The 23877-nt window shown below is 71.9% G+C and carries 26 protein-coding genes and 4 pseudogenes; 11 read left to right on the top strand and 19 right to left on the bottom strand.

All coding sequences use genetic code 11. The annotated features are described in order from the left end of the window. Window positions 1-3: 3 nt before the first annotated feature. The 7 genes from ACFQ9Z_RS11095 to ACFQ9Z_RS11125 all read right to left on the bottom strand — a co-directional run bounded on the left by ACFQ9Z_RS11095 (window position 4) and on the right by ACFQ9Z_RS11125 (window position 5417). Window positions 4-300, bottom strand: coding sequence for a hypothetical protein (locus ACFQ9Z_RS11095; RefSeq protein WP_199212972.1), 297 nt, complete (start codon window positions 298-300; stop codon window positions 4-6). A gap of 109 nt (window positions 301-409) precedes the next feature. After that, window positions 410-1279: a carbohydrate ABC transporter permease gene (locus ACFQ9Z_RS11100; protein WP_383014298.1), complete on the bottom strand. Its 870-nt coding sequence runs from the start codon at window positions 1277-1279 to the stop codon at window positions 410-412. Continuing rightward, complete coding sequence (locus ACFQ9Z_RS11105; protein WP_383014301.1) at window positions 1276-2241, bottom strand: carbohydrate ABC transporter permease; 966 nt, start codon at window positions 2239-2241, stop codon at window positions 1276-1278. The genes ACFQ9Z_RS11100 and ACFQ9Z_RS11105 overlap by 4 nt, the downstream gene beginning before the upstream one ends. Next, window positions 2235-3584, bottom strand: coding sequence for an ABC transporter substrate-binding protein (locus ACFQ9Z_RS11110; protein ID WP_383014304.1), 1350 nt, complete (start codon window positions 3582-3584; stop codon window positions 2235-2237). The genes ACFQ9Z_RS11105 and ACFQ9Z_RS11110 overlap by 7 nt, the downstream gene beginning before the upstream one ends. After that, window positions 3581-4561, bottom strand: coding sequence for a GNAT family N-acetyltransferase (locus tag ACFQ9Z_RS11115; RefSeq protein WP_383014307.1), 981 nt, complete (start codon window positions 4559-4561; stop codon window positions 3581-3583). Before ACFQ9Z_RS11115 ends, ACFQ9Z_RS11110 begins: the two co-directional genes overlap by 4 nt. A 23-nt stretch (window positions 4562-4584) precedes the next feature. After that, window positions 4585-4866, bottom strand: a complete 282-nt coding sequence (locus tag ACFQ9Z_RS11120) for a hypothetical protein (RefSeq protein WP_383014310.1) — start codon at window positions 4864-4866, stop codon at window positions 4585-4587. Window positions 4867-5000: 134 nt separating this feature from the next. Further along, window positions 5001-5417, bottom strand: a complete 417-nt coding sequence (locus tag ACFQ9Z_RS11125) for a pyridoxamine 5'-phosphate oxidase family protein (RefSeq protein WP_383014313.1) — start codon at window positions 5415-5417, stop codon at window positions 5001-5003. 284 nt (window positions 5418-5701) lie between these two features. Between ACFQ9Z_RS11125 and ACFQ9Z_RS11130 the strand changes: the two genes are divergently transcribed. Both ACFQ9Z_RS11130 and ACFQ9Z_RS11135 read left to right on the top strand, forming a co-directional pair. Next, the gene (locus ACFQ9Z_RS11130) at window positions 5702-6241 is read left to right on the top strand and encodes a CBS domain-containing protein (RefSeq protein WP_383014316.1); all 540 of its coding nucleotides are present in this window, start codon (window positions 5702-5704) and stop codon (window positions 6239-6241) included. Window positions 6242-6275: 34 nt separating this feature from the next. Further along, window positions 6276-6432, top strand: a pseudogene (locus tag ACFQ9Z_RS11135) (universal stress protein); the annotation flags it as partial. Window positions 6433-6470: 38 nt separating this feature from the next. Here ACFQ9Z_RS11135 and ACFQ9Z_RS11140 read toward each other — a convergent pair. The 4 genes and pseudogenes from ACFQ9Z_RS11140 to ACFQ9Z_RS11155 form a co-directional block, all read right to left on the bottom strand. Then, entirely contained in the window at window positions 6471-7508 is a 1038-nt protein-coding gene (locus ACFQ9Z_RS11140) for an NlpC/P60 family protein (RefSeq protein WP_383014320.1), read from the bottom strand. A 273-nt stretch (window positions 7509-7781) separates the two neighbouring features. Next, a pseudogene (locus tag ACFQ9Z_RS11145) lies at window positions 7782-9146 on the bottom strand (alkaline phosphatase). A 196-nt stretch (window positions 9147-9342) separates the two neighbouring features. Beyond that, window positions 9343-9639, bottom strand: a pseudogene (locus ACFQ9Z_RS11150) (TlpA family protein disulfide reductase); the annotation flags it as partial. Between the two features lie 12 nt (window positions 9640-9651). Continuing rightward, window positions 9652-10683, bottom strand: coding sequence for a hypothetical protein (locus tag ACFQ9Z_RS11155; protein WP_383014323.1), 1032 nt, complete (start codon window positions 10681-10683; stop codon window positions 9652-9654). Window positions 10684-11106: 423 nt separating this feature from the next. Here ACFQ9Z_RS11155 and ACFQ9Z_RS11160 point away from each other — a divergent pair, with 423 nt between their 5' ends. The 9 genes and pseudogenes from ACFQ9Z_RS11160 (at window position 11107) to ACFQ9Z_RS11200 (ending at window position 16116) form a co-directional block, all read left to right on the top strand. Then, window positions 11107-11454 (top strand): gas vesicle protein, encoded by a 348-nt coding sequence (locus ACFQ9Z_RS11160; RefSeq protein WP_383014325.1) that lies wholly within the window; start codon window positions 11107-11109, stop codon window positions 11452-11454. Between the two features lie 48 nt (window positions 11455-11502). Continuing rightward, a complete protein-coding gene (gene gvpJ / locus ACFQ9Z_RS11165; protein WP_383014328.1) occupies window positions 11503-11952 on the top strand; it encodes a gas vesicle protein GvpJ in 450 nt (149 codons plus the stop codon). Then, window positions 11952-12707: a GvpL/GvpF family gas vesicle protein gene (locus tag ACFQ9Z_RS11170; protein ID WP_383014330.1), complete on the top strand. Its 756-nt coding sequence runs from the start codon at window positions 11952-11954 to the stop codon at window positions 12705-12707. Before gvpJ ends, ACFQ9Z_RS11170 begins: the two co-directional genes overlap by 1 nt. A 1-nt stretch (window position 12708) precedes the next feature. Beyond that, window positions 12709-12954 (top strand): gas vesicle protein GvpG, encoded by a 246-nt coding sequence (locus ACFQ9Z_RS11175; RefSeq protein WP_383014333.1) that lies wholly within the window; start codon window positions 12709-12711, stop codon window positions 12952-12954. Next, a pseudogene (locus ACFQ9Z_RS11180) lies at window positions 12951-13262 on the top strand (gas vesicle protein); the annotation flags it as partial. The gene ACFQ9Z_RS11175 and the pseudogene ACFQ9Z_RS11180, both read left to right, overlap by 4 nt. Window positions 13263-13498: 236 nt before the next feature. Next, window positions 13499-14332 carry a GvpL/GvpF family gas vesicle protein gene (locus tag ACFQ9Z_RS11185; protein WP_383014336.1) on the top strand — a complete coding sequence of 278 codons (834 nt, stop codon included), beginning with the start codon at window positions 13499-13501 and terminating at the stop codon, window positions 14330-14332. Further along, window positions 14319-14549 carry a gas vesicle protein gene (locus ACFQ9Z_RS11190; protein ID WP_383014339.1) on the top strand — a complete coding sequence of 77 codons (231 nt, stop codon included), beginning with the start codon at window positions 14319-14321 and terminating at the stop codon, window positions 14547-14549. The genes ACFQ9Z_RS11185 and ACFQ9Z_RS11190 overlap by 14 nt, the downstream gene beginning before the upstream one ends. Beyond that, window positions 14546-14827, top strand: a complete 282-nt coding sequence (locus ACFQ9Z_RS11195) for a gas vesicle protein K (RefSeq protein ID WP_383014342.1) — start codon at window positions 14546-14548, stop codon at window positions 14825-14827. The genes ACFQ9Z_RS11190 and ACFQ9Z_RS11195 overlap by 4 nt, the downstream gene beginning before the upstream one ends. A gap of 173 nt (window positions 14828-15000) precedes the next feature. Continuing rightward, entirely contained in the window at window positions 15001-16116 is a 1116-nt protein-coding gene (locus ACFQ9Z_RS11200) for a hypothetical protein (RefSeq protein ID WP_383014345.1), read from the top strand. A 98-nt stretch (window positions 16117-16214) separates the two neighbouring features. On the opposite strand, the gene ACFQ9Z_RS11205 is transcribed toward ACFQ9Z_RS11200, so the two are convergent. The 8 genes from ACFQ9Z_RS11205 to ACFQ9Z_RS11240 are packed head-to-tail and all read right to left on the bottom strand — an operon-like array spanning window position 16215 to window position 23876. Continuing rightward, window positions 16215-16772: an Hsp20/alpha crystallin family protein gene (locus tag ACFQ9Z_RS11205; RefSeq protein WP_383014349.1), complete on the bottom strand. Its 558-nt coding sequence runs from the start codon at window positions 16770-16772 to the stop codon at window positions 16215-16217. A 48-nt stretch (window positions 16773-16820) separates the two neighbouring features. After that, window positions 16821-18635: an FAD-dependent oxidoreductase gene (locus ACFQ9Z_RS11210; RefSeq protein ID WP_383014352.1), complete on the bottom strand. Its 1815-nt coding sequence runs from the start codon at window positions 18633-18635 to the stop codon at window positions 16821-16823. Continuing rightward, window positions 18635-18898, bottom strand: a complete 264-nt coding sequence (locus ACFQ9Z_RS11215) for a UBP-type zinc finger domain-containing protein (protein WP_383014355.1) — start codon at window positions 18896-18898, stop codon at window positions 18635-18637. Before ACFQ9Z_RS11215 ends, ACFQ9Z_RS11210 begins: the two co-directional genes overlap by 1 nt. Before the next feature lie 5 nt (window positions 18899-18903). Next, the gene (trxA, locus tag ACFQ9Z_RS11220) at window positions 18904-19350 is read right to left on the bottom strand and encodes a thioredoxin (protein ID WP_383014359.1); all 447 of its coding nucleotides are present in this window, start codon (window positions 19348-19350) and stop codon (window positions 18904-18906) included. Continuing rightward, complete coding sequence (clpB, locus tag ACFQ9Z_RS11225; protein ID WP_383014362.1) at window positions 19347-21986, bottom strand: ATP-dependent chaperone ClpB; 2640 nt, start codon at window positions 21984-21986, stop codon at window positions 19347-19349. The genes trxA and clpB overlap by 4 nt, the downstream gene beginning before the upstream one ends. After that, window positions 21977-22351: a chaperone modulator CbpM gene (locus ACFQ9Z_RS11230; protein WP_383014365.1), complete on the bottom strand. Its 375-nt coding sequence runs from the start codon at window positions 22349-22351 to the stop codon at window positions 21977-21979. Before ACFQ9Z_RS11230 ends, clpB begins: the two co-directional genes overlap by 10 nt. Beyond that, complete coding sequence (locus tag ACFQ9Z_RS11235) at window positions 22344-23285, bottom strand: DnaJ C-terminal domain-containing protein (RefSeq protein ID WP_383014368.1); 942 nt, start codon at window positions 23283-23285, stop codon at window positions 22344-22346. Before ACFQ9Z_RS11235 ends, ACFQ9Z_RS11230 begins: the two co-directional genes overlap by 8 nt. A gap of 6 nt (window positions 23286-23291) precedes the next feature. After that, window positions 23292-23876, bottom strand: coding sequence for a nucleotide exchange factor GrpE (locus tag ACFQ9Z_RS11240; RefSeq protein WP_383014371.1), 585 nt, complete (start codon window positions 23874-23876; stop codon window positions 23292-23294). Between the last annotated feature and the right edge of the window lies 1 nt (window position 23877).

Consider the following 23877-nt stretch of genomic DNA (forward strand, 5'->3'; position numbering starts at 1 on the left):
GGGTCAGGGGCGCGCCCACTGCCGGTCGTAGCGCGGGACCGTGGCTCCGCCGCCCGCCCGGACCGCCTCGACCACCGCCTGGTGCAGGTCCCTGCTCTCCGGCTGCGAGGAGCAGGGCACCGGGCTCCCGGTCAGCGTGTACCACAGGGAGGTCCCGGTGTACTGGACCCGGACCACGGCCTGCCTGGCGTCCCATGTGGTGTGCACGGTCAGATCGCCGGTGACGATCCCGGCCTCGTCGGTGCGGACGCCTCCCGGCCCCGTGAAGACGCCCTGCGTCGTCCAAGATGTCTGGACCATGATTCCGGCCTTCCTCGTGAACGCGGGCGCGGCGCTTCCTCCGGCGGCTCGCCTCCGCACGGATCCAGTGTGTGCCCACTCCCGGCGCACGTCCTGTCGGGAGGGCCGCTCACTTCAGCCCGCTGAGCATGACCCCCCGGACGTAGTACTTCTGGAGCAGCAGGAACACGGTCAGCACCGGCAGGACGCTCAGCACCAGGCCGGCCATGACGACGGGCATCGTGCGGGCCGGGTCGACGTGGTCCTGCAGGAGCTGGATGCCTACGGGCAGCGTCATCACGTCCGGGTCGGCGGTCGAGACGAGCAGCGCCCAGATGTACTCGTTCCAGGCGTCCACGAAGGTCAGCAGCCCGAGCGTGACCACGACCGGCTTGGTCTGCGGCACCACGATCCGCCACCACACCGCGAACTCGCCGGCCCCGTCGATCCGCGCGGCCTCCAGCACCTCGTCCGGGATCGAGACCATGAACTGGCGCATCAGGAAGATCCCGAACCCGTTGACGAGGAACGGCATGGTGAGCGCCACGATGCTGACGGTCAGGCCAGCGCCGCCGTGGCCGAACAGGTCGTTGCCGCCCGCCAGCGGCCAGTGCACCAGGATCAGGAAGTGCGGGACGAAGAAGAGGAACGGCGGGAACATCATCGTCGACAGCACCAGGCGGAAGACGAAGTCCCTGCCGGGGAAGCGGAGTTTGGCCAGGGCGTAGCCGGCCAGCGACGACGTCAGCAGCACCGAACCGGTGATCACCGCGGTGGCGGTCACGCTGTTGCGGAAGAGCACCGGAAGGTCGAGCTGCTCGACGGCCGCCCGGTAGTTGGACAGGTCGAACGCCTTCGGCAGGAACCGGTACGGCAGCGTGCCGGACTCGCCGGGTCCCTTGAAGGACGTCATCACCATGTCCAGGAAGGGCACCATGGTGACGACGGCGCCGCTCACCACCAGCAGGTACGACAGCCACGGGAAACGGCGGCGGATCACGCGTCCTCCCCCTCGCGCCGGAAGAGCGGCAACTGCGCCAGGGTGACCACGAGGACCACCAGGAACAGCACGAAGGCGGCGGCGCTCGCGGTGCCCCAGTCGCCGTAGCCGAAGGCCTGCCGGTACATCTCCAGTGCCGCGACGGCGGTCGCGTCGCCGGGCCCGCCCTTCGTCATCACGGTGATCAGCGCGAACGACTGCAGACCGGTCAGGAACTGGGTCACGCACACGAACAGCAGGGACGGCCGCAGCAGTGGCAGGGTGATCCGGAGGAAGACGGTGACGGGCCCGGCGCCGTCGAGTTCGGCCGCCTCGTAGTACGACCGGGGGACCGACTTCAGCCCGGCGGTCAGGACGAGGATCGCGGAGCCGACCGAGGCCCAGGCCTGGACGACCACGACCGAGGGCAAGGCGGTGCCCGGGTCCTGCAGGAACGCCACCGAGCCGACCCCGAGCGCGTTCAGCACGCCGTTGACCAGGCCGCCCGGCTCGTACATGTACTTCCACACGTTGCCGACGGCGACGACGGTCGTGACGATCGGCAGGAAGTACAGGGTGCGCCACAGCCCCTGGAACCGCAGCTTGTCGATGCAGGTGGCCACGACCACCGAGCCGGTGAGCGCGAGCACCACGGTGCCCAGCGCGTACAGCAGCGTGTTGGTGAGGACCGGGGTCAGGAAGGTCGACCCGTCCGCGAAGAGGCGGGCGAAGTTGTCCAGGCCCACCGGCTCGATGTCGGCGAGCTCGAACCCGGTCCAGCGGGACATCGACAGCAGCAGCGCGAAACCGAGCGGCAGGAACAGGAACACCGCGAAGAACAGCAGCGTCGGCGCCAGGAAGAGGTAGGCGACCGCGGTCTGGCGGCGCCGGGCCCGCCCGGGGCGGGCGGCGGCCCCGGGCCCGGCGTCCCGGGCGTCCCGCGCCGTCCGCCCCGCGGTCCGCGGCGCCAGCGTGTTCACCATGAGCGGGACACCTCCTGGTCGACCTGGCGGCGGGTGGCGCGCAGTGCCTCGTCCACCGACCGCTGGCCGGTCCACAGGGCCTCGATGTTCTTGCGCAGCAGCGACTTGGCCTGCTGCGCGCCCGGCACGTTCGGCTCCGGCACCGCGTACGCCAGCGCGTCCAGGAAGCAACGCAGGTTCGGATCCCCGCCCCCGCTCAGCAGGGTCCGCATGTCGTCGGCGCGGCCGGTCAGCGAGCCGACCGACACCTGAAGGGCGCTCATCCGGGTCGCCGCCGCATCCTTGCCGGCGCCCTTCACCCCCACCTTCTCGGTGTTGAGCCAGCGCAGGAACTCCCAGGCCTCGCACGGGTGTTCGCAGGCCGCGTTGACGCCCAGCATGAAGCCGGTGGAGAGCGTCCCGGGCTCGCGGTCCGCCCCGGGAAGCGGCACGGGCGCGACGCCGACGTCCCGGTAGCCGGCGCCCATCAGCTCCTTCAGGCTCCCGGTCCACCAGCCGGCGCCCACCACCATGGCCACCTGCCCGGACGGGAACGCCTGGTAGACGTTGACGCCGGGCGCGCTCGCGCCCGTGACCACGAGCCGGTGCTCCAGGTCGAACACGGCCCGGCCTGCCGCCGAGTCGATGGCGGTGCTCCGGCCGTCCGCGGAGACGAACCTGCCGCCGGCCGCGTTGAGCAGGGCGAGGGTCTGGCCGACCGTGGTGGAGTCGTCGTACGTGGACAGGCCGAACCCCTGCACCAGCGTGTTGCCGTACCGGTCCCGCCGGGCGGTGCGGTGGGCCGCGTCCTCCAGCTCCCGCCAGGTGCGCGGCGGTCCGTCGAGGCCGGCCGCGCGCAGCAGCCGCCTGTTGTAGTAGAGCGCGTACGTCTGCACCTCGGTGGGGTAGCCGTAGACCCGGCCGGCCACCGACGCGGACCGGACCGCCGCCTCGCCGTAGCCGCGTCCGATCTCCTCGGCGTGCTCGGGCGGAGCGGGCCGCAGGACGCCGGCCCGGACGAGCTGGCCGTTCCACAGGCAGTACGGGTGGAGGATGTCGGCGCCCTGGCCCGCGGCCTGCCGGACCATGAACGTCGTCAGCAGGTCCGTGAACTCCACCGCCTCGGTCCGCACCTTGACCCGGTCGTGCGTGGCGTTCCACTCGTCGACCGGGCCCTGCAGGGCCTGCTTCAGCTCCCCGCTCGCGTAGTGCGAGAGCAGGGTCAGCTCGACCGGGTCCCCGGCCCGTCCGGTGCCCCGGCGCCGGGCGGCGCACCCGGAGGCGAGCAGCGCCGAGGTGAGCGCGAGGGCGAAGTGACGGCGGCCCAGCCCGCCCGAGGCGCCGGGCCGGCGGGCATGTGTCACGGGGCGGTCTCCCGGCGCAGCACCCGGAAGACCCGGGTCTCGCTGAAGCCGGCCTTGCGGTACAGGTGGCCCGCCGGTGACCGCGCCCCGGTCCACAGGAACCACGCCGAGTGCGCGCGGCGCGCCCGCATCCGTTCCAGGACCAGGTGCAGCAGGACCTCACCGAGCCCGGTGCCGCGCATCTCCTCCCGGACGCCGATCGGGCCGAACCGCTCGTCCACCGCGTCGAACGCCCCGTGCATCGCCCAGCCGGCCATGCGCCCGGCGGGGTCCCGGGCCACGACGATCCGGTCCAGCGGTGTGCCCGCGGTCAGGCACGCGCGGATCGTGCACGCCCAGTCCGGGCCGAAGTGTCCGCCGGCCAGCGCGAGGAGGTCCACCAGGTCGTCGTCGGACGGAGTGGCGAACCGGTGGCCGGACGCCGTCAGTTCGCCCAGCCGGCGTACGACGTCCCCGGGGACTCGGTAGCCGACCAGAGCGCGGTGCATCGCCGTCGCCTCGTACAGCGTGCGAAAGCCCAGGGACTCCAGCAGCGCGGCGGCCCGCGGGTACTCCTCGGCGTCCAGGCCGGGCAGCACGTAGTCGGGGGTGTACGAGGAGAAGTCCACCCGGGTGCGGCCGTGCCCGTGCAGCCAGTCCAGGGCCTCGGTCAGCAGCCGGCGGCCGAGGCCGCGGCCGCGGGCGGCCGGATCGACGAAGAAGAACGGGATCCAGCCCTGCCGCGGCTCCAGGTCGGTGCCGGCCAGCGGCGTCAGCCGGCGCACCGCGTAGGCGGCGCCGACGACCCGGCCGCCGTCGACGGCGACCCGGAGCCCTTCCGGGTCGAAGTTGGGGTCGAGCAGCACCAGGGAGCGGAAGCGGTCCGCCGTGACGGCGTCGGCGGGCGCGCTCCGGCGCCACGTCTCCACCAGCGGAGGTCCGTCGCCCGCGCGGAAGCCCCGGACCGCGGTCCGCGGGGTCGTCGTGAGGTCGGTCATCGACGGGGTCGTCCTTCCCGGTGTCAGCAGTGGGGCAGCACGTCGTCACCGGCCCGCCGGCCCGGCTCCGCCGGCGGGCCGCACAGGGGCGTCGGGGCCTCGCACGCGTCGACGGCGCGCCGCGGCAGGTCGGACGCCCACGGCAAGTCGGACGCCCACAGCAGGTCGGCGACGGGGCGGCGGCCGGTCCCGGAGGGACCGCGGTCCGGGTCGCGCCGGGCGCAGTCGTCCGGGCCCGGCGTGTCCGGGCCCGGCGGGTGCTGTGCGACCCCGGTCGTCACCGCGACGCGGTCGTCCGTGCTCATCCCTGCGCGCTCATCCGTGGGCCCCGCCTGCCGGTGTCATCTCGAAATGATTGCCCGAAATCTACTGTTATGCGCCGGAGGTTGGCAACGATCCGCCCGCGGGCCACGCCGCCCCGGCCGCGCGGTCCCGCCCGTCAGGCGCCGGACGTGAGCCGGACCCCGGTGATCAGATCGGGACTGATCCGCACGGCGCGGTCCATGGCGTGCCCCGTCCAGGGCGCCGGCAGGGCCCGGTAGCGGGCCAGTTCGGCGGGATCGGTCACCAGCCTGGCGTAACCGGTCGCCACCACGCTCCCGCCCAGGTGGCTGTCCGGGGCGACGACGTCGGCCTCGTAGGCGGCGACGACACCGGCGCCGTCGCCGTCCCAGGCGTGCGCGGTCAGGGCCGCGCCGTCATGGCCGCGGATGACGATGTCCCCGCCGTCCAGCACGCCCGAGGCGGCGTCCGGCGTCCCTCCCCCCGGGGGTGACGCGCGTCCTCGGGATGTGGCCGGGTGGCCCCGGGCGACCAGGACCATCGGCCCGCCCGGGGGACCGGCGGCCCCTGCCATGGCGGACCCCTTCTCCACGACGCCGGCACCGGGGCCGGACGGTCCCCGGACGGGAAGTGGGGAGCACCCTGCCGCCTATCCTCCCGGCGGGCACCGACGGTCGCGCCGAGAGCCGCGCCGCCCGTGCGGCCTCCCCGGTCGTCGCCGGCCGGCGCATCCGCCGCTCCGCCGTGGGTACCCACACCAGTCCGGTGACCCGGGACGTACCGCACCAGGCGACCGCACGTCTCCGTCGTGGCCCACGGCTGAGCGCAACGGGAACCGAGGCTGAGGGAGGGAGCACCATGAGGCACGACAAGGTCGGCTCCGTGATGACCGCCGAGGTCGTCCGGGCGGCATACGGCACCCCCTTCGAGGAAGTGACACGGTTGTTCGCCGAACACCGGATCAGCGGACTGCCGGTGATCGACGAGGGCGAGAAGGTGGTCGGAGTCCTGTCCGAGACCGACCTGGCGGCGCCTCGGGCCGGGTCGCCCGGCCCCTCCCGCCGGCGCGTCGCGCCCGCCTCGGCGCCGACCGGCGCCGCCCGTCGGCGCGCCGCCGCGAGCGGGGCCCGCACGGCCGGTCAGCTGATGACCGGGCCGCCCGTCACCGTGCACGCCGAGGCCACCGTCGCCGAGGCCGCCCGCACCATGACCGAGCGGGGCGTGGCACGGCTCGTCGTCGTCGACGAGGAGGACCGGCTGGTCGGCATCGTCACCCGGCGCGACCTGCTCCAGGTCTTCCTGAGGCCCGGCCCCGGCGTCCACGACGAGGTGACCGGGGAGATCCCCGCGCGGCAGGACCGGGACGACGTGTCCGAGGGCCGCCCGCGCGTCCGCTGAGAGGCGGTGGACGGCGGCGACGCCCGCGCCGGAGAAGCCGGCCACCGCGCTGGTGCGGGCCGCGTCGGGTGCGAGCCTGCTCGTGGTGGGCCGTCGTCTCACCGGCCGCCCGGCGATCGCGCACGGGCCCCGTCACCCATGCCGTGATACGCCAGGTCGGCTGCCCCGTGGCCGTCGTGCCGCACCACTGAGCCGGCGGCCGGTGCCGCCCGTCACGGGGTGAGGCGGGTCAGACGCGGACGCCGAACATGAAGGGCCCGCCGATGGTGTCCATGGACTCGTACCGCACGACGGTGCCGGTGCGCGGGGCGTGCAGGACCTGGCCGTTGCCGGCGTAGAGGCCGACGTGGTGCAGGTCGTTGAAGAAGAAGACCAGGTCGCCGACCTGGAGCTGGCTGCGGGTGAGGCGGGTGCCGATGCCAGCCTGGGCCTCGGAGGTGCGCGGTATGGAGACGCCTGCCTGGGCGTAGGCCCAGGAGGTCAGGCCCGAGCAGTCGTAGGACGAGGGACCGGTGGCGCCGTAGACGTAGGGCGAGCCGATCTTGCTCTGCGCGGCGGAGAAGGCGGCGGCGGCCCGGCCGGAGGCGGAGGTGTCGTTGCCGAGGTCCACGCGCTCGCTGGAGGAGCGGTTGGCGCGCTGCTGCTCGGCGGCGAGGGCCGCCTTCTCCTTGGCGGTCAGGGTGTTGAGCAGCTTCTGCGCCTCGGCGAGCTTGCCCTGGACTTCCTTCTTCTTGTTGCCCAGCTCGGTGCGGGTGGAGGCCAGGTCCTTGAGCTTCTCGGTGGCCTCGGCCCGCTCCTGGGCGAGTTGGCGCTGCTTGTCCTGGATCTTCTTCAGCGCCTCGACCTGCTGACCGCTCAACTGGTCGAGCGTGGACGCCTTGTCGAGGTAGTCGTCCGGGTCGGCGGACAGGAAGAGCTGGACCGAGGGGTCGATGCCGCCGGAGCGGTACTGCGCGGTGGCCAGCGAACCCAGGCCGTCGCGGAGCTTGTTCAGCTCCTCCTGGCCCCGGGCCACGTTGTCCTGGATGGTGGAGATCTCCTTCTGCAGCTTCTGCTGCTTCTCCTTGGCCCCGTTGTACTTCTCGGTGGCCTGCTCGGCCTGCTCGTAGAGCTTGTCGACCTTCGCCTTGACCTCGTCCTTGCCGAGCTTCTCGCTCGGGGCGGCGTTGGCGGCGTTCGCGCTCAGCACGACGGCGGCCGCGGCGGCGGTGGTCAGCACGGTGACACGCGTGCGGCTGGGCTGCTTGGGTCGACGGTGGGACGCCACGAGGGACGGTCTCCTTGCTCCTTCGGCCGCCTGCCGGGCACGTCGGTGGGCGGGCCCCTACGCCGTCACTCCCTGGTGAGTGATCGCCTGAGCGGGGGCTGGACCAAGACCTTAATGACTTTCCTATGGATAGATCAAATGTTTGCATGGGGGGCCTCCGTTCCCGTGCGCGGCCCCCGGACGCCGGGAGGGCGTGCCACCCCGCCGGACGGCACGCCCTCATGTGTGGCTCGCGGCGGGGGAGTTGACGCGCTCCGCCGCCGTCGCGCGGGTTCAGCGCAGGCGCAGCGCCTCGCGCACCGTGGTGAACAGGTCGGTCTGGTCGGTGACGCCGAGGACCCGGTAGGCCTGTGGGCCCTGGGCGGCGATACGGACCTCGGTGCCGGTGTGCTCCTACGACTGGCCCGGGGTGTTGGTCGAGTAGTTGACCTTCAGCCGCTGGTCCTCATCGGTGACCAGGGTGGAGGACAGGCCGGGCGGGGTGGCCTCCAACGGCACGATCTGGCTGGTGTGGCCGTGGTCGGCGGTGGTGACGACCAGGGTGTCGGGGTGCCTGGCCGCGTAGGCGCGGGCGACCTTCACCGCCTTGTCGAAGGCCGCGGTCTCGCCGATCTGGCCGCACGGGTCGGCGGCGTGGTCCTGCTTGTCGATCGAGGCGCCCTCGATCTGCAGGAAGAAGCCCTGCTCGGAGTGGCCGGCCTTCTGCTTGGCCTCCAGCAGCTCGATCGCCTTCGTGGCGGAGTCGGCGAGGCTGGGGGTGGTGGCCGGGCGGTTCGGGTTGGAGGTGACGCACCGCTGCGGGTCCGTGCCGCCGACCGCCGCCGCCTTGCCGGTCCACTCGGTGGGCACGTTGCCCGGGGCGAACAGGCCGAGGACCGGCTTGCCCGGCTTGACCGCCTTCATCGACGCGTGGTCGGTGACGACCTGGTAACCCAGCTTCTCTGCCTGCTCGGTGACCGTCAGGCCCTTGTACCTGCCGTCGGTGACGGCCTGGTCGAAGCGCTGCCTGCCGCCGCCGAAGAGGACGTCGACCTTGTGGTCGACCTCCTGCTCGGCGATCGAGCCCGGGCCGCCGGCGGCGATCGTGTCGGTCGGGCACTTGGCCATGTCGGCCGGCCCCTGGCAGGAGCGGTCGGTGGCGTGGGAGGCGAGCACGGCCGGGGTGGCGTCGGTGAGTTCAGCGGTGGTGACGTCGCCGGTGGCGTAACCGTTCTTCTGCGCCAGCTCCAGCAGGGTCCTCACCGGCTTGTCCGTGCCGGGGGTCTTGGAGATGCGGCCGTTGACGGTCTTCACCCCGGTGGCCCACCCCGTGCCGCTGGCGGCGGAGTCGGTGACGTAGTCCGGGGTGCCGTCGGCGTGCACCGCGTAGGTGGTGTAGGCGCCGGTGAGCGGGAACCTGTCCATGTTCAGGCGGCCGTTGGCGCCCACCGTGTAGTCGCGGGCGAGTGTGATCTCCGAGTCGCCCATGCCGTCGCCGATGAGCAGGATGACGTTCTTCGCCTTCCCGCCCTTGATGGCGTTCCGCGCCTGCTGCTCGCCGCTGGAGGCGCCGGCGGCACTGGTGACCGCCACGGCGGCCGTGGTCGCGGTGACCAGCGCGGTCGCGACCGTGAGGCGACGGCGGGTGGCTCTGTGCATGAGATGACTCCTTGAGGCGTACGGTGATCGGAAGCGGGGACCGACGGGAATCAGATCACCAGCCCTCGGGGAAGCGCCGGTGAACCGCCGGGCGTGTACACGTATCCAGGTCATGACACGCAGAATCGGGGAAGGCCCGTGCCGGCGACGGCGCCTGACGCCGTGCCCGGTCCGGCCGCCGAGCGCCGGCACGGGGTCACTCCCTCAGCAACTCGTCCACGGCCCGCTCCAGTTCGGCCGGGGTCGCCGCACCGACCGCCCGCACGATCCCGCCCGCGTCCACCAGGACGTTCGTGGGGACGCCGGTGATGCCGAGCGCGGCGGCGTAGTCGCCGGCCTCGTCCAGCAGGATCGTGCCCGCGACGTTCCACACGCCGGCGAAGGCCAGCGCCTCGTGGCGCGCGTCGCGTGTCTCCCACACGTTGACATGGATGAAGTCCAGCCCGGACCGGGCGGTACGGCGGCGCAGGTCCTCGATGACCGGAGCCTCCGCGTTGCAGGGGCCTCACCAGCTCGCGAAGAAGTTGATCACGTATCTCCGCTCCGCCCACTCCCGGGTCGTACGCACCTCGCCGGTGCGGGCGTCCGGCAGGGCGAACTCGGGGAGCCTCCTGCCCACCGCCGGGTGGGTCAGCGGCCTCGCGGCACCCGGCAGCCAGGGCCTGTCCACCACGGTCAGCGTGCCGCTCCCGGCGTTGGAGACCAGCAGACGCCCCGAGACGGCGTCGATCTGGCAGTCACCGGGCCCGTTGCCGACGGTGATGCGGTGCGTCTCCGTCCAGGCGGCGGTGCCGATCGCGCTGACGGTTCCCGCGCCGCGGTTGCAGACGTACAACCGGCTGCCGTCCGGTGACACGCACATGCCCACCGGGGCGCGCTCGACCCGCACCTCGTCCAGCGGGCGCCCGGTCGCGAGGGACAGCCGCAGCACGGTGCCGTGCAGCGAGCCCGCCACGTACAGCTCGCCGGCCACGGGGTTGGCGACGGTCTTGCACGGCCCCTCGCCCACGGCGATCCGCCCCAGTGGGCGAAGGGTCCCGGTGTCGAACACGGTCAGTGAGGCGGCCATGAAGTTGGCGCAGTAGCCACGCCCCCGCTCGCCGTCCACGGCGATGCTGCCCGCCCCGAGTTCGGCGGGGACGGTGCCGGTCACCTCCAGGCGGTCGGCGTCGATGGCGGTGATCGTGCCCGCCGCGGTGTTGCCGCAGAAGACCCGCCGTCGTGCCGGATCGTGCCCGAGCCCCGCCGGGTAGGCCTCCTGCCCGACGTGAATCTGTGCGACCCGTGCGCCGCTGTCGGCGTCGAGCACGGTGACGGTGCCGGAACGGGCGTCGGCCGTGAACAGCCGCCTGGTCGGCAGGTCCAGCACGACGGGGATCGGCTCCCGGCCCGCGCCGGCCCGCCACAGCGGGACGCAGCGGTCGAGGTCGACGGCGACGACCGCGTTCTCCCGCGAGCAGGCCACGTAGGCCCGGCGCGCCGCGGTGTCCACGGCCACGGCTTCCGGACCGGCGCCGACCCGCGGTTCGGCAGCCACGGCGTGCCTCCGCTCGACCCGGCAGGCCGGGCCGCTCGGCCGGGGAGGCGGGTAGCCGGTCACGGCTCTTGTTATTCACGCCGGACCGCCGGACAAAACGCCCGGCCGCCGTCATGACCGTCATGGGCGCCTGCGACCGGCCCCTGTCCGCGGCGGACCGGCCGGCCGGGAAGCCGCCCGCTGGGAAGCCGCCGGCCGGGAAGCCCCGGTGACGGCGGGCCGGGAAGGCCGCGGTGCGAGGAGCGGGACGTGCGGTGGTTCGAGGAGCCCGTCAGCTCGGCCGACCTGGAGGACCTGCGCATGCTGGGCGGACGTGGCTCGACTCCGGGACGCGGGGCCGTGCGGCCGGCGTGTTCCCGCGGTGATCGCCGGATCGGCCGCTGTGAAGATGCGTGCGCCGCCCCGCCCGGACACGCTGGCCTCATGCCGGAGCAACGCCGTACCCGTCCCAGTACGCCCGACAAGAGCACGCGTGCCCGCGGTACCTCGGGGGACGCCGGTCAGCAGACGATCACGCACGTCGGGCCCGAACGGGCCGCCCGCACCGCCTGCGACTGGCTGCAGAGCTTCATCGTCCACCGCATCGAGAGCGTGTGCGCCGTGCGGCGCACCGAGCAGGGCTGGTGCGTCGCCGTCGACGTGCTGGAGGTGGCCCGCATCCCCGACACGACCAGTCTGCTCGCCACGTACGAGGTGGAACTCGACGAATCCGGCCGGCCCGCCGAGTACCGCAGGGTCTGCCGCTACCACAGGGGCACCGCCAATCACTGACGGGCCCGCCGGCGCCCACCGGAAGCCTTCCGAGAGGACCACCTGACCATGACCACGACCACCACCTACTCCAGCAGCGAGGTCGTGTACGTACCGCGCGCCGGGACGCTGTACGACACGCTCGAACTGATCCTGGACCGCGGCATGGTCATCGACGTCTTCGTCCGGGTCTCCCTGGTCGGCATCGAGATCCTGAAGATAGACGCGCGCATCGTGGTCGCCAGCGTCGACACGTATCTGAAGTTCGCCGAGGCGTGCAACCGGCTCGACCTGGAGGCGACTTCGCGCAGCACCACCATCCCGGAGCTGTTCGGCGGGAAGGCGGCCAAGGCCGCGGGGAAGCGCAAGGTCAAGAAGACCATCGAGTCGGTGGGCGAGAAGCTGCGCGACGTCGTCGGCGGTTCCGACGAGGGGGACGAGGAGGAGCCGGAGACACGGCCGCGGCACCGCACCGCCCCGGCGAAGTCCGAGGGACGCCGCAGACGGGAGAGTGAGTGATGACCACGGCTGGGCCCTACGTCTACGGCATCGTGGCCGTCGATCACCCCGTGCCGGCGCGACTGCGCGGTGTGGGCAGACCGGCGGCGCCCCTGGAGTTGCTGCCCGTGGGCGCGACCGCGGCGGTGGTCAGCGCCGCCCCGGTCCCGCTGCGCGCACGGCGGCGGGATCTGCTCGCCCACCAGGAAGTGCTGCTCGGGCTGGCCCTCGACGGGCCGGTACTGCCGATGCGCTTCGGGATGCTGGCCCCGGACGCCGAGGCGGTTCGCGGGCAACTGGAAGCCGGCCACGAGCGCAACGTCCGCGCGCTCGAGCGGCTGGCGGGCCGCGTGGAGATGAACGTCAAGGTGCTGCCCGCCACCGGCGCGCTCGCGGCGCTGGTCGCCGAGGAGCCCCGGGTCCGCGAGCTGCGCGAGGCCGCGCGCAGCCACCCCGGGTACGAGGCGAACCTGCGCCTGGGCGAGGCGGTGGCCCACACCCTGGCGCGCCGCGCGGCCGACGTCGCACAGCGGATCGTCCCGGAACTGGCGGCGCTGGCAGCGGCCCGCGCGACGGGGCCGCAGGTGGCCGAGGCCGTTCTGAACATGTCATTCCTCGTCGACCGGCGGGACGTCCCGGACTTCCGCGCCGCTGTCGACCGCATGTCCGGCCGGTACCGGGACCGGGCCGAGCTGCGCGTGGCCGGGCCGCTGCCCTGCTACAGCTTCGTCGAGCCCGAGGGCGCGCTCGCCGCGGCGGCGCGGACAGGGGCCTGACATGGGGTTGCTCACCGCACTGCTCACCGCGCCGCTGGCTCCGGTGAGAGGCGTGGTCTGGGTCGCCGACCAGCTTGCCGAGGCCGCCGACCGCGAGGTCAACGACCCGGCGTCTGTCCGCGCCCGGCTGGCCGCACTGAACCGGGCGCTGGAGGACGGCGAGATCGGTCTTGCCGACTTCGAGCGGGAAGAGGACCGGCTGCTCGACCTGCTGGAAGCGGGAACGGGTCCGGAGGTGGCCAGGTGACCGAGGTCGACCACCGCAGAACCGGCCAGGTGCCGGGCCCGGCCGCCAGCAACCTCGCCGACATCCTGGAACGCGTGCTGGACAAGGGCATCGTCATCGCCGGTGACATCAAGATCGACCTGCTGGACATCGAGCTGCTCACCATCCGGCTCCGCCTCTTCGTCGCGTCCGTCGACACCGCGAAGAAGGCGGGCATCGACTGGTGGGAGACCGATCCCGCGCTCTCCTCCCGCGCCGCGCACCAGGAACTGCTGGAGGAGAACCGGCGCCTGCGCGAGCGGCTCGCGGCGCCCCGGTCCGCCGAGGGCGCCGGACTGCCCGGCGGCGGGACGGACGCCCCCTACGCGGACGACGAAGCCTACGAGGACTACGCGGACTACGAATACGACGAGGACTACAAAGACGACGAAGACGACGAAGACGACGAAGACGACGAAGACGACGAAGACGGCGAGGACGACGAGGACGACGAAGACGGCGAGGACGACGACCACGACGGGCGGCCGCGTGGACGGGACCGACGAGCCGAGGAGGGACCGGTGACATGAAGCAGTCCGCCTCCGCGGAGCCGCCCGCCTCGGCGGCCACCTACGTCTTCGTGATCTGCCGCCAGGTGGACGAGGACGTCCTCTCCCGGTTGCCGGGGATCACCGCCGCGCCGGTGCGGGCGCTGCCGTTCGAGCGTCTGCATGCCGTGGTGCAGGACGTGCCGGCGGCGCAGGCCGACCGCCAGTCCTGGACCGATCGGCTGTCCGACCCGCACGAGCTGGAGCGATGCGTCCGTGCACACCACCAGGTCGTGACGGCCGTCGCGGCTCACGGGCCGGCCGCGCCGATGGCACTGGCCACTCTTTACAGCAGCGAGGAGCGCGCACGGCAGGCGCTCGGCGCCGACGCGGCCCGCTTCCACGGTGTGCTGGACCGCGTCGCCGGGCGGGTCGAGTGGGGCGTCAAGGCGTACCTGCCCGTGGCGCCGCCGGCGGACGGGGCGGGTCACGGCGCCGTCCCCGCTCATGTGCCGGCCGGACCGGGGGCCCCGGGCGCCGGACGTGCCTACCTGGAGCGGGTACGGGGCGCGCACCGGGCCCGGGAGGAGAACCGGCGCGCCGCCCTGCGGGCCGCCGAGGAGACGGACGCGGTGCTTCGGGGCGCGGCGGTGGCGGCCCGCCGGCTCCGGCTCCAGGACCAGCGGCCGGACGACTGCCGCGGGGCACAGGTCCTCAACGGCGCCTATCTGGTGGAGGAGGACCGGACGGCGTCGTTCACGCAGGCGGTGGACATGCTGCGACGGCGCACCGGAGCGCTGCTGATCGAGCTGTCCGGCCCCTGGGTTCCCTACTCCTTCGCGGGGGAGGACGGCTCCCATGGAGACCGCTGAAGCCGTGCCGTGGCAGGAACCCGAGCCGCTGGACGGGCCGATCGGGGTCCCGCTGGTGGACCTGCTGGACCGGCTCCTGGCCACGGGTGTGGTGATCAGCGGCGACCTGGTGATCGCCATCGCGGACGTGCCGCTGGTACGGCTGTCGCTGCGTGCCCTGCTGTCCTCGGTGAACGAGCGGGTGCCCGCTCCCTGGGCGGACTCGGGGGCACTGTGACGGAACCCCGACTCGACGTGGACCCCGACACGGTCGGACGTGATCTCGTGGCCCTGGTGCTGACCGTCGTCGAACTGCTCAGGCAACTGATGGAGCGACAGGCGATCCGCCGGGTGGAGCAGGGCGACCTCAGCGATGAGCAGGTCGAGCGGATCGGGGTGACGCTGATGATGCTGGAGCGGCGGATGAGCGAGCTGTGCGACCAGCACGGGCTGCGGCCGGAGGACCTCAACCTCGACCTCGGACCGCTGGGGACCCTGCTGCCGCGCGACTGGTGACGGGCGGGGCCAGGGCGGCCGCGGCGCCGTATCTCAAGCTTGCGTGACTCGCGCACCGAACAGGACATAGGCCCAAGAATTCGAATAGAAGGCAGTTATTGGATGACCAGGTTATATGAGGGACATTATGGGAACTGGTGAGCGCCGGGGCAGCCGACGAGGAGGGTCCGGTCATGCGGGAGTCGTCGCAGGACGTCACGGTCGTGGCTCTCCTGGCGGATCCGGACGCGCCGACAGAGCTCGCGCGGCGCATGGCCCGGGTACTTCCTGCTCGGCTCGCCGACAAGTCGGGCCAGGGACGACGGTTCGACGTCAAGGTGGTCAGTGAGCCCTTCACCGGGGGGACCGAGGACCTGCCGACGTTGACGCGCCGGATCATGGACCGCAGGCGAGAGGAGCATTGGGACATCGTCGTGGCTCTCACCGACCTTCCGCTGCACACCCACGGGAACAAGCTCGTAGTGGAACTGAGTCATGAACACTGCTGGGCGCTGCTGTCCCTCCCAGCGCTGGGAGGCCTGCGATTCCGCAGAAGGGCCCTGCGGGCGGTGGAGGAGACCGTGCTCAGCTTGGCGAGTCAGCAGACCACCGGGGCCGGGGAAGCTCCGCAGGACCGGTCGCTGGGTCGCTTCGCCAGTCGTCTTGCACCGATTCACCCGGGCCCGATCGGTGAGGAGGAGACCGCTGATCTGCGGTACGTCGTCAGCGGGCCGCGCGGTTACCTGAGGGTGCTCGGCGGTATGGTCCGAACCAACCAGCCGTGGCGGTTGGTGCCGGGTCTGTCGAAAGCCCTGGCGGCCGCCCTCGCCACGGGAGCGATCGCCACCGTGAACTCCACCCTCTGGAGTCTGTCCGAGGCACTGAGTACGCCACGCCTGGTGATCGCCATGGTCGGGTCCGTCGCGCTCATGATCGGTTGGTTGATCGTGGACGCGCACCTGTGGCATCGATCAAAAAACACCTCGCCGGAGGAGAGGAAGAGGACGAGCCTCTACAACGCGTCCACGATCGTGACCGTGGGAATAGGGGTGCTCGTCTGCTACGCGGGTCTGCTGGTCATCAACTTGGTGTGGGCACTGTTCATCCTCAACGACAAAGTCTTCGCCTCCATGACACGAACTCCGCTGCACGCCGCGGAGTACTGGACGCTGGCCTGGTTCGTCGCTTCCATCGCCACGGTGGGCGGCGCCCTGGGATCGGGCTTCGAGAGTGACAGGGCGATCCGGGCAGCCGCCTTTTCCAAGCGTGAACAGGAACGCCGCCGCATGCTCGAGGACGACGACGACTAGCCGGCCGCCGTCGGCAGGCGTTCATGTGCGCTGCCGTCGCCTCCTCGCGACGGCAGCGGTGACGGACACTGGTCCGGCACCGCTGGCTCGACGGCGGCTCAGGCGGCGGTGGTCCCGCCGCCGGTGGTCCCGCCGCCCGTCGCTGCACCGCCCTGGGCGGCGTCCTCGTGCGCACCCTCGCCGGACTCACTGATCTGGACCCGGCGAGGCCTGGCGGCCTCGGCCTTGGGGACGGTGATGTGGAGCACTCCGTCCTGCATCTCAGCCTTGATCTTGTGGGTGTCCAACTCTCCGGGCAGCCGCAAACGGTACTCGAAGGCTCCGACGCGGCGGGTGCTGCGGCGCAGGACACCCTTGCGCTCCCGCTCCTTGATCTCTCCGGTGACCACGAGTTCGGGACCGTTGGCCTCTACGTCGATGTCCTTGCTCTTCACACCGGGGAGTTCGATCTCTATGTGGAACGCGTCCTCGGACTCCGACACGTCCGCGAGAGGCGTCCACGCGGCCGCGGGTGCCGCGCCCACCGCCGACTCCAGCAGGCCGCTCATCTCGCTGAGCAGTTCGTCGAACTCGACCATGGGATTGAGAGCGGCAGGTGCCCAGACGGGCCTTTCCTGCAGACCGCCACCGCGGTGGCGCCGGACGGGCATGGCCATCGCCATCGCCTCCTTCTTCCTTCTCGTGATCTCATCGTCCGCCGTTCGTCATGCGAGCCACGCGGACTCCTTGTGACGTATGCGTGGGGAGGCGTCCGAGTGGCCCGCGGCGGCTGACGTGCCCGTGGTGCCGGGTACGGCCGAGTGCCCCAGGTGCCGGTGCACGAAGTGAATGGCCATCGCGCCCTCACCGGCCGCGGAGGCCACCCGTTTCACCGAACCGCTGCGGACGTCCCCTACCGCGAAGACCCCGGGCAGGCTGGTCTCCAGGGTCATGTTCGAGCGCCCGAGGCTGTGCCACACCTGGGGGGAGGTGCAGGCTTCCTGCGCCTCCGGCCCGGTGAGGATGAAGCCGCGGGAGTCGAGGGCGATGGTGCCGGCGAGCCACTCGGTGTAGGGGTCGGCGCCGGTGAAGACGAACAGGCTCCTTACCGCGAGCCGGCGGTGCCCGCCCGTGCGGTTGTCGACCACGTCGAGCTCCTCCAGCACTTCCTGGCCGATCACCTCGGCCACCTCGGTGTGCAGCAGGACCTCCACCCGCGGATGGCGCTCGACCTGGTCGATCAGGTAGCGGGACATGTTGGCCTCGAGGCTGGCTCCTCGGACCAGCAGGTACACCTTCGGCACGTACCCGGCGAGGAACAGCACCGCCTGGCCCGCCGAGTTGCCTCCGCCGACGACGGCCACCGGGTCGGTGCGGCACTGCTGGGCCTCGTAGGCCGTCGCCGAGTAGTGCACGCTCGTCCCCTCCAGGCGTTCGATGCCGGGCACCTGGAGCCGGCGGTAGCGGGCACCCATGGCCAGGACGACGGCGCGGGCGGCGATCTCGCTGCCGTCGGCGAACGCCACCACGTAGTGGTCCTCGTCCTTGGGATGGAGACCGGTCGCCTCCAGCGGAAGGCTGATCCTCGCGCCGAACTTGTCGGCCTGGAGCACGGCGCGTTCGGTGAGTTCGGCACCGGAGATGCCGGATGGGAAGCCGAGCAGGTTCTCGATGCGGGACGACGTGCCGGCCTGGCCGCCAGTGGCCATCGCCTCCACCACGGTGGTGCTCAGGCCCTCGGAGGCGGCGTACACCGCGGCAGCGAGGCCGCCGGGTCCGGAACCTACGATGAGGACGTCGCCGTGACGGTTTGCGGCGGGTAGTGACGGCAGGCCGATGAGCCGGGCCAGTTCCGCGTTGCTGGGGTTGCGCAACAGGGTGGTGTCCCGCCAGATGACCAGTGGTGTCTCCGCCGGGCCGACGCCGAAGCGGCGCAGCAGTTCCTCGGCCTCCTTGTCGGTCTCCAGGTCGATCCAGCGGTGCGGCAGCCGGTTGCGGACGGCGAACTCGCGCAGCCGTCTGGTGTCGGGCGAGTAGCGCGAGCCGATGATGCGGAAGCCGGCGCCCTGCCCGACGAGCAGCGCGCGACGGCACAGGCAGGCGCGCAGCACGGTGTCCCCGATGGCGGAGTCCTGGGACACCAGGTGGCGCAACTGGTCCAAGGGGACGACGAGGACCTCGCCCGGCTCCCTGGCGACAGCGGTGTAGAAGGCCACTTGTTCGTGCAGCAGGCCGAGTTCGCCGATGAAGCGACCGGGGCCGTGCACGCGCAGCACATGCTCCTCCGGAGTGCCGTAGTCCTCGACGACGGCGACGGTACCGCTGAGGACGACGTAGAACGTCTCGCAGCGCTCTCCCTCCCGGATCAGCACGTCGTCCGGAGCCATGCTCCGTCGTTGCCCGTGCTCCGCCAGACGTGCTATCTGGTCCTCGGTCAGGCGCGGATACGCGCCGTAGATGTCCGGGGTCTCCCAGAAGGTGGCCTCGCCCGCTTCCTCCGGCACCGGTTCCTCGCCCGGCAGCGACTGGTCGCCGGACATCAGACGAACGCCTCGTGCACGTAGCACCAGCGCCAGTCCTCGCCGGGCTGGAACGACCGCACGATCGGATGGGCGTCGGCAGCCGCGTGCCTGCGCGCGTGCTTGTTCGGCGAGGAGTCGCAGCAGCCGACGTGCCCGCAGGTCAGGCAGAGCCTCAGGTGGACCCACGGGGAGCCGAGCATCAGACACTCCTGACACCCTTGCGGGGTCAAGGGCTGGACCGGCCGGACAAGCGCGAGGTGGGGGTCTGCATGCAGGGTCATCCGGATCACCCTTTCCGGGCAGTGATCGACTGTTCCACCCACCGGCGCAGAGCGGGGGCGGGCGCCGCCCCCGCCTGCCGGGCGATCATCTCGCCCCGGTCGAGGATGAGCAGTGTCGGTACGGCCTGGACCTCGAAACGCTGCGACAGTCGGGGGCTCTTGTCGACGTCGACCTTGACGAGTTTGATCCGGCCGGCGAGGTCGGTGGCGACCTTCTCCAGTGCGGGGCTGACCATGCGGCAGGGGCCGCACCAGGTGGCCCACAGGTCGACCACGACGGGGACGTCCGCCCGCTCGGCGACCTCGGTGAAGTCGTCGTCGCCCGCGTCCACCATCCATGGCAGGGGCTGCTTGCAGTGGCCGCACTTGGGGCGGCCCTCCGCGGCCACGGGCACCCGGTTGGTGCGCCCGCAGTGGGGACAAGTCACGGTCGTCGCCTGCATCGTGCTCATGCCGCCCGCGCTCCCTTCACGTCCTCGGGCTGGTCGTAGGTGACCACCAGTTCCCCCGCCTCGGCGTCGACGCGGACCGTCGCGCCGTCCTGGACGTCGCCGCGCAGCAGGGCGCGTCCGACCAGTGTCTCGACCTCGTGCGAGATGTAACGCCGCAGCGGCCGGGCCCCGTACACCGGGTCGTAGCCCTGATGGGCTATCAGTTCACGTGCGGCCTCGGTGAGTTCGACGGTGATGCGGCGTTCGGCGAGCCGGCGGCGCAGCTCGTCGAACTGCAGCTCCACGATCCGCTCGATCTGCCGCTCACCGAGCGGCTTGAACAGCACGATGTCGTCGACGCGGTTGAGGAACTCCGGGCGGAAGTGCCCGCGCAGCTCGCCCATCACCAGGGCGCGGGCGTCCGGCTTGATCTCGCCCTCGGCGGTGGCGCCGTCGAGGAGGTACTCGGAGCCGATGTTGGACGTCATGATGATCACGGTGTTGCGGAAGTCGACGGTGCGGCCCTGGGAGTCGGTGATGCGGCCGTCGTCGAGGACCTGCAGCAGGGTGTTGAAGACGTCGGTGTGCGCCTTCTCGATCTCGTCGAACAGCACCACCGAGTAGGGCTTGCGGCGTACGGCCTCGGTGAGCTGACCGCCTTCCTCGTAGCCGACGTATCCGGGCGGTGCGCCCACGAGCCGGCTGACGGTGTGCCGCTCCTGGTACTCACTCATGTCCAGGCGGACCATGTTCTCCTCGGAGTCGAACAAGGCCCGGGCGAGGGTCTTGGCCAGCTCGGTCTTCCCGACGCCGGTCGGGCCGAGGAAGATGAACGAGCCGATGGGGCGGCGAGGGTCGCGGATGCCGGAACGGGCGCGGATGATGGCGTCGGCGACGAGCTTGACGGCCTCGTCCTGGCCGATGACGCGCTCGCGCAGGATCTCGTCGAGGCGCAGCAGCTTCTCTCGTTCGCCCTCCTGGAGGCGGGCGACGGGGACGCCGGTCCAGGCGGCGACGATCTCGGCGATCTCCTCCTCGGTGACGACCTCGCGCAGCAGCCGGTTCTGTCCTTGTTTGGCGGCCAGTTGCTCTTCCTCAGCGGCGAGCCGGCGCTCCAGGTCCTGGAGGCGGCCGTAGCGGAGTTCGGCCGCTCGGTTGAGGTCGTAGGCGCGTTCGGCCTCCTCGGCTTCGTGGCGGACCTGCTCCAGTTCCTGGCGCAGTTCCTGCACGCGGCGGATGGCCTGCCGTTCGGCCTCCCACTGGGCGCGCTTGGCGTCGGCCTCGCCACGCAGGTCGGCCAGTTCCTTGCGCAGTTCCTCCAAGCGAGTCTTGCTGGCGGGGTCGGTCTCCTTGGACAGGGCCGCCTCCTCGATCTCCAGGCGGGTGACGCGGCGGGTGATCTCGTCGAGTTCGGCGGGCATCGAGTCGATCTCGGTGCGCAGCCGGGCGCACGCCTCGTCGACGAGGTCGATGGCCTTGTCGGGCAGGAACCGGTCCGTGATGTAGCGGTGGCTGAGGGTGGCCGCGGAGACCAGCGCGGTGTCCTGGATCTTCACGCCGTGGAAGACCTCGAGTCGTTCGCGCAGTCCGCGCAGGATGGAGATGGTGTCCTCCACGCTCGGCTCGTCGACCAGCACCTGCTGGAAGCGGCGTTCGAGGGCGGCGTCCTTCTCGATGTGCTTGCGGAACTCGTCGAGGGTGGTGGCGCCGATCATGTGGAGTTCGCCGCGGGCGAGCATCGGCTTGAGCATGTTGCCCGCGTCCATGGCCCCCTCGGCGGCGCCCGCGCCGACGACGGTGTGCAGTTCGTCGACGAAGAGCAGGATGCGTCCCTGGGCGGCCTTGACCTCGCTGAGCACGGCCTTGAGGCGTTCCTCGAACTCGCCGCGGTACTTGGCGCCGGCGACCAGGGAGCCCATGTCGAGGGCGAACACCGTCTTGTCGCGCAGGCCCTCGGGGACGTCGCCGCGGACGATGCGCTGGGCCAGGCCCTCGACGATGGCGGTCTTGCCGACGCCGGGATCGCCGATGAGGACCGGGTTGTTCTTGGTCTTGCGGCTGAGGATCTGGGTGACGCGGCGGATCTCCGCGTCACGGCCGATGACCGGGTCCAGCCGCCCGGACCGGGCCTCGAGGACCAGGTCGCGGCCGTACTTCTCCAGCGCCTCATAGGCCACTTCGGGGTTGGCGGAGGTGACGCGCTGGTTGCCGCGGACCTGGGTGAGCATGCTCAGGAACGAATCCCGGGTCACGCCGTGCTCCTTGAGCAGCCGTCCTGCGGCGGTCGCCGAGCCCTCCTCGGCCAGGGCGAGCAGGAGGTGCTCCACGGACACGTACTCGTCCTTGAGGCGTTTGGCCTCCCGCTCGGCGGCGTCGAGCAGGCGGGACAGGCGCTGGGTGACGAAGACCTGGCCGGGTGCCGCGCCGGGACCGGTGACCTTCGGGCGACGGGAGAGTTCCTCGCGCACGGCCGCCCGCAGCTCCTCCGGGTCGGTGCCGGCGCCTTGCAGCAACCGTGGGATCAGACCGTCCTCCTGCTCGAGAAGCGCGAGCAGCAGGTGTTCCCCGTCGACCTCGGTCTGCCCCATGGCGACGGCCGCGCTCTGGGCCGCCTGGAGGGCTTCCTGGGACTTCTGGGTGAGACGGTTCATGTCCATGGGGGTGTTTCCCTCCTCGTACCGGCGCGGCGCAGGGCGGCTTCGAGCATGCTGATGTGGTCCAGCAGATCGAGCACCAGGCCGATGGATGCGTAGTTGAGGCACAGCCCGGTGCGCAGTCGCTGGACACGGGCGAGGACGGCCGGTGCCGTGGGTTCGAACACCAGCCCTCCCGAGGCGTCGCGCTCGGCCTCGACCAGGCCCAGAGCGACGAACCGGCGGATGAGGTCGGGATGGACGCCGGAGCGGCGTGCCACGGTCTGCAGAGAGAGTTTGGGCACCGGCACGATCGCGTACCGGACGCGCGCCTGCGCGAGAGCTGTCAGCCGAGACGCGTGGCGCGCCCCGGCGCGTGGGTCACTCATCGTGTCTCCTGGGGTCGAACGAAGAGACGGCGGCGAGCTCCTCGAAAAGTGCGCGCTCCCGGTCGCTGAGCTTGGACGGCACCATGATCCGGAGCTCGGCGTAGAGGTCGCCGCTCGGGCCGCGCGGGTTCGGCATGCCCTCACCGCGCAGGCGCAGGCGTCGGCCGCTGGACGAGCCCGCGGGCACGTTCACCTTCGCCGTCGCCCCGCTCGGCGTGGGCACCGGAACCGTCGCACCCAGCGCGGCCTCCCAAGGAGTGACCGGAACCTCCGCGTACACGTCCCGGCCGTCGAGGCGGAACCGGGGGTGCGGCTTGATACGCACCCGCAGGTACAGGTCCCCCGCGGGGGCGTCACCGTTGCCCCGGCCGCCCTCGCCCGCCAGCCGGATACGCTGCCCGTCCGTGACGCCCGGTGGCACGTCGACCTCGTAGCGCCGCGGCTGCCCTGTGGGACTGGCGAGCGTGACGGTGCGACGGCCTCCGCGGTAGGCCTCCTCGACGGTGAGCGGCAGTTCGGCCTCCTGGTCGGCTCCGGGGACCCGCACCCGTCCGGCGCCTCCGAAGAACGAGCCGAACAGGTCGTCGACGTCGACGCCCTCCCCGCCGAAGCCGCCGGTGGCATACCTGACCCGGGGTCCGCCCCCGGTGGACCAGCGGAAGCCGCCACCGGGTCCCGCGCCTGCGCCGACCCGCTCCTCCCAGTCGTCGGGGACCTTCCGGAAGTCCTCGCCGAAGCGGTCGTAACGGGCCCGCTGGTCGGGCTCGGACAGGACACTGAAGGCCTCGTTGATCTCCTTGAACCGCTCCTCCGCAGCGGGGTCCTTGTTGACGTCGGGGTGGTACTTGCGGGCCAGCTTGCGATACGCCCGCTGGATCTCGTCCGTGTCGGCGTTCCGCGGGACCCCGAGAACTTCGTAGAAGTCGCGTGCCATGGCCGCTCACTCCCGCTTGGCGACGGTCACGGCGGCCGGCCTCAGCTGCCGCTCGCCCTCGCCGTAACCGGGGCGCAGCACCTGCACCACGGTGTTCGGTTCGGCGTCGGGGTCCTGGATCACGCCGACGACCTCGTGCCGGGAAGGGTCGAACGGGACGCCGGTCTCGGCGTGACGCTCGTAACCAAGGCGTTCAAGGACGGACACGGCCTGGTCGCGCACGGCGCGAACGCCCTCGACGAGCGCCCCGGAGTCGGAGCCCGCGTGGTTCAGGGCCAGTTCGAGGTTGTCGACGACGGGAAGGAAGGCCGCGGCCGTACGGGCGCGTTCGACCGCGCGCTCCCGGTCCAGTTCCCTGGCATGTCGCTTGCGCAGGTTGTCCAGATCGGCGAGAGCACGCCGCCAGCGGTCCTCGACCTCTTTCAGGGCGGCCGCGTACTCGTCCTCGCCCCCGGCCGCACCGGTGGCCGCGTCGGCCCCCGGTTCGGCCTCCGTGGTCGGCGGCGCGGGCTCCGGCAGGTGGCCCTGCGGCGGTTGTGCGGCGCCTTCGGGCGGCGGGTCGGACCATCGGTCCTGGGGAGGGATCGGCATG

This window comes from Streptomyces sp. NPDC056580, assembly GCF_042793175.1.
GTDB lineage: Bacteria > Actinomycetota > Actinomycetes > Streptomycetales > Streptomycetaceae > Streptomyces.

Excerpts from the sequence above, each read along its gene's own strand:
- ACFQ9Z_RS11170 (WP_383014330.1), top strand. The coding sequence starts at position 11,952 with ATGACCACGGCTGGGCCCTACGTCTACGGCATCGTGGCCGTCGATCAC.
- ACFQ9Z_RS11115 (WP_383014307.1), bottom strand. The coding sequence starts at position 4,561 with ATGACCGACCTCACGACGACCCCGCGGACCGCGGTCCGGGGCTTCCGC.
- ACFQ9Z_RS11105 (WP_383014301.1), bottom strand. The coding sequence starts at position 2,241 with ATGGTGAACACGCTGGCGCCGCGGACCGCGGGGCGGACGGCGCGGGAC.
- ACFQ9Z_RS11200 (WP_383014345.1), top strand. The coding sequence starts at position 15,001 with ATGCGGGAGTCGTCGCAGGACGTCACGGTCGTGGCTCTCCTGGCGGAT.
- ACFQ9Z_RS11130 (WP_383014316.1), top strand. The coding sequence starts at position 5,702 with ATGAGGCACGACAAGGTCGGCTCCGTGATGACCGCCGAGGTCGTCCGG.
- ACFQ9Z_RS11160 (WP_383014325.1), top strand. The coding sequence starts at position 11,107 with ATGCCGGAGCAACGCCGTACCCGTCCCAGTACGCCCGACAAGAGCACG.
- ACFQ9Z_RS11190 (WP_383014339.1), top strand. The coding sequence starts at position 14,319 with ATGGAGACCGCTGAAGCCGTGCCGTGGCAGGAACCCGAGCCGCTGGAC.
- clpB (WP_383014362.1), bottom strand. The coding sequence starts at position 21,986 with ATGGACATGAACCGTCTCACCCAGAAGTCCCAGGAAGCCCTCCAGGCG.
- ACFQ9Z_RS11205 (WP_383014349.1), bottom strand. The coding sequence starts at position 16,772 with ATGGCCATGCCCGTCCGGCGCCACCGCGGTGGCGGTCTGCAGGAAAGG.
- gvpJ (WP_383014328.1), top strand. The coding sequence starts at position 11,503 with ATGACCACGACCACCACCTACTCCAGCAGCGAGGTCGTGTACGTACCG.
- ACFQ9Z_RS11125 (WP_383014313.1), bottom strand. The coding sequence starts at position 5,417 with ATGGCAGGGGCCGCCGGTCCCCCGGGCGGGCCGATGGTCCTGGTCGCC.
- ACFQ9Z_RS11175 (WP_383014333.1), top strand. The coding sequence starts at position 12,709 with ATGGGGTTGCTCACCGCACTGCTCACCGCGCCGCTGGCTCCGGTGAGA.
- ACFQ9Z_RS11210 (WP_383014352.1), bottom strand. The coding sequence starts at position 18,635 with ATGTCCGGCGACCAGTCGCTGCCGGGCGAGGAACCGGTGCCGGAGGAA.
- ACFQ9Z_RS11235 (WP_383014368.1), bottom strand. The coding sequence starts at position 23,285 with ATGGCACGCGACTTCTACGAAGTTCTCGGGGTCCCGCGGAACGCCGAC.
- ACFQ9Z_RS11120 (WP_383014310.1), bottom strand. The coding sequence starts at position 4,866 with ATGAGCACGGACGACCGCGTCGCGGTGACGACCGGGGTCGCACAGCAC.
- ACFQ9Z_RS11215 (WP_383014355.1), bottom strand. The coding sequence starts at position 18,898 with ATGACCCTGCATGCAGACCCCCACCTCGCGCTTGTCCGGCCGGTCCAG.
- trxA (WP_383014359.1), bottom strand. The coding sequence starts at position 19,350 with ATGAGCACGATGCAGGCGACGACCGTGACTTGTCCCCACTGCGGGCGC.
- ACFQ9Z_RS11240 (WP_383014371.1), bottom strand. The coding sequence starts at position 23,876 with ATGCCGATCCCTCCCCAGGACCGATGGTCCGACCCGCCGCCCGAAGGC.
- ACFQ9Z_RS11185 (WP_383014336.1), top strand. The coding sequence starts at position 13,499 with ATGAAGCAGTCCGCCTCCGCGGAGCCGCCCGCCTCGGCGGCCACCTAC.
- ACFQ9Z_RS11095 (WP_199212972.1), bottom strand. The coding sequence starts at position 300 with ATGGTCCAGACATCTTGGACGACGCAGGGCGTCTTCACGGGGCCGGGA.
- ACFQ9Z_RS11230 (WP_383014365.1), bottom strand. The coding sequence starts at position 22,351 with ATGAGTGACCCACGCGCCGGGGCGCGCCACGCGTCTCGGCTGACAGCT.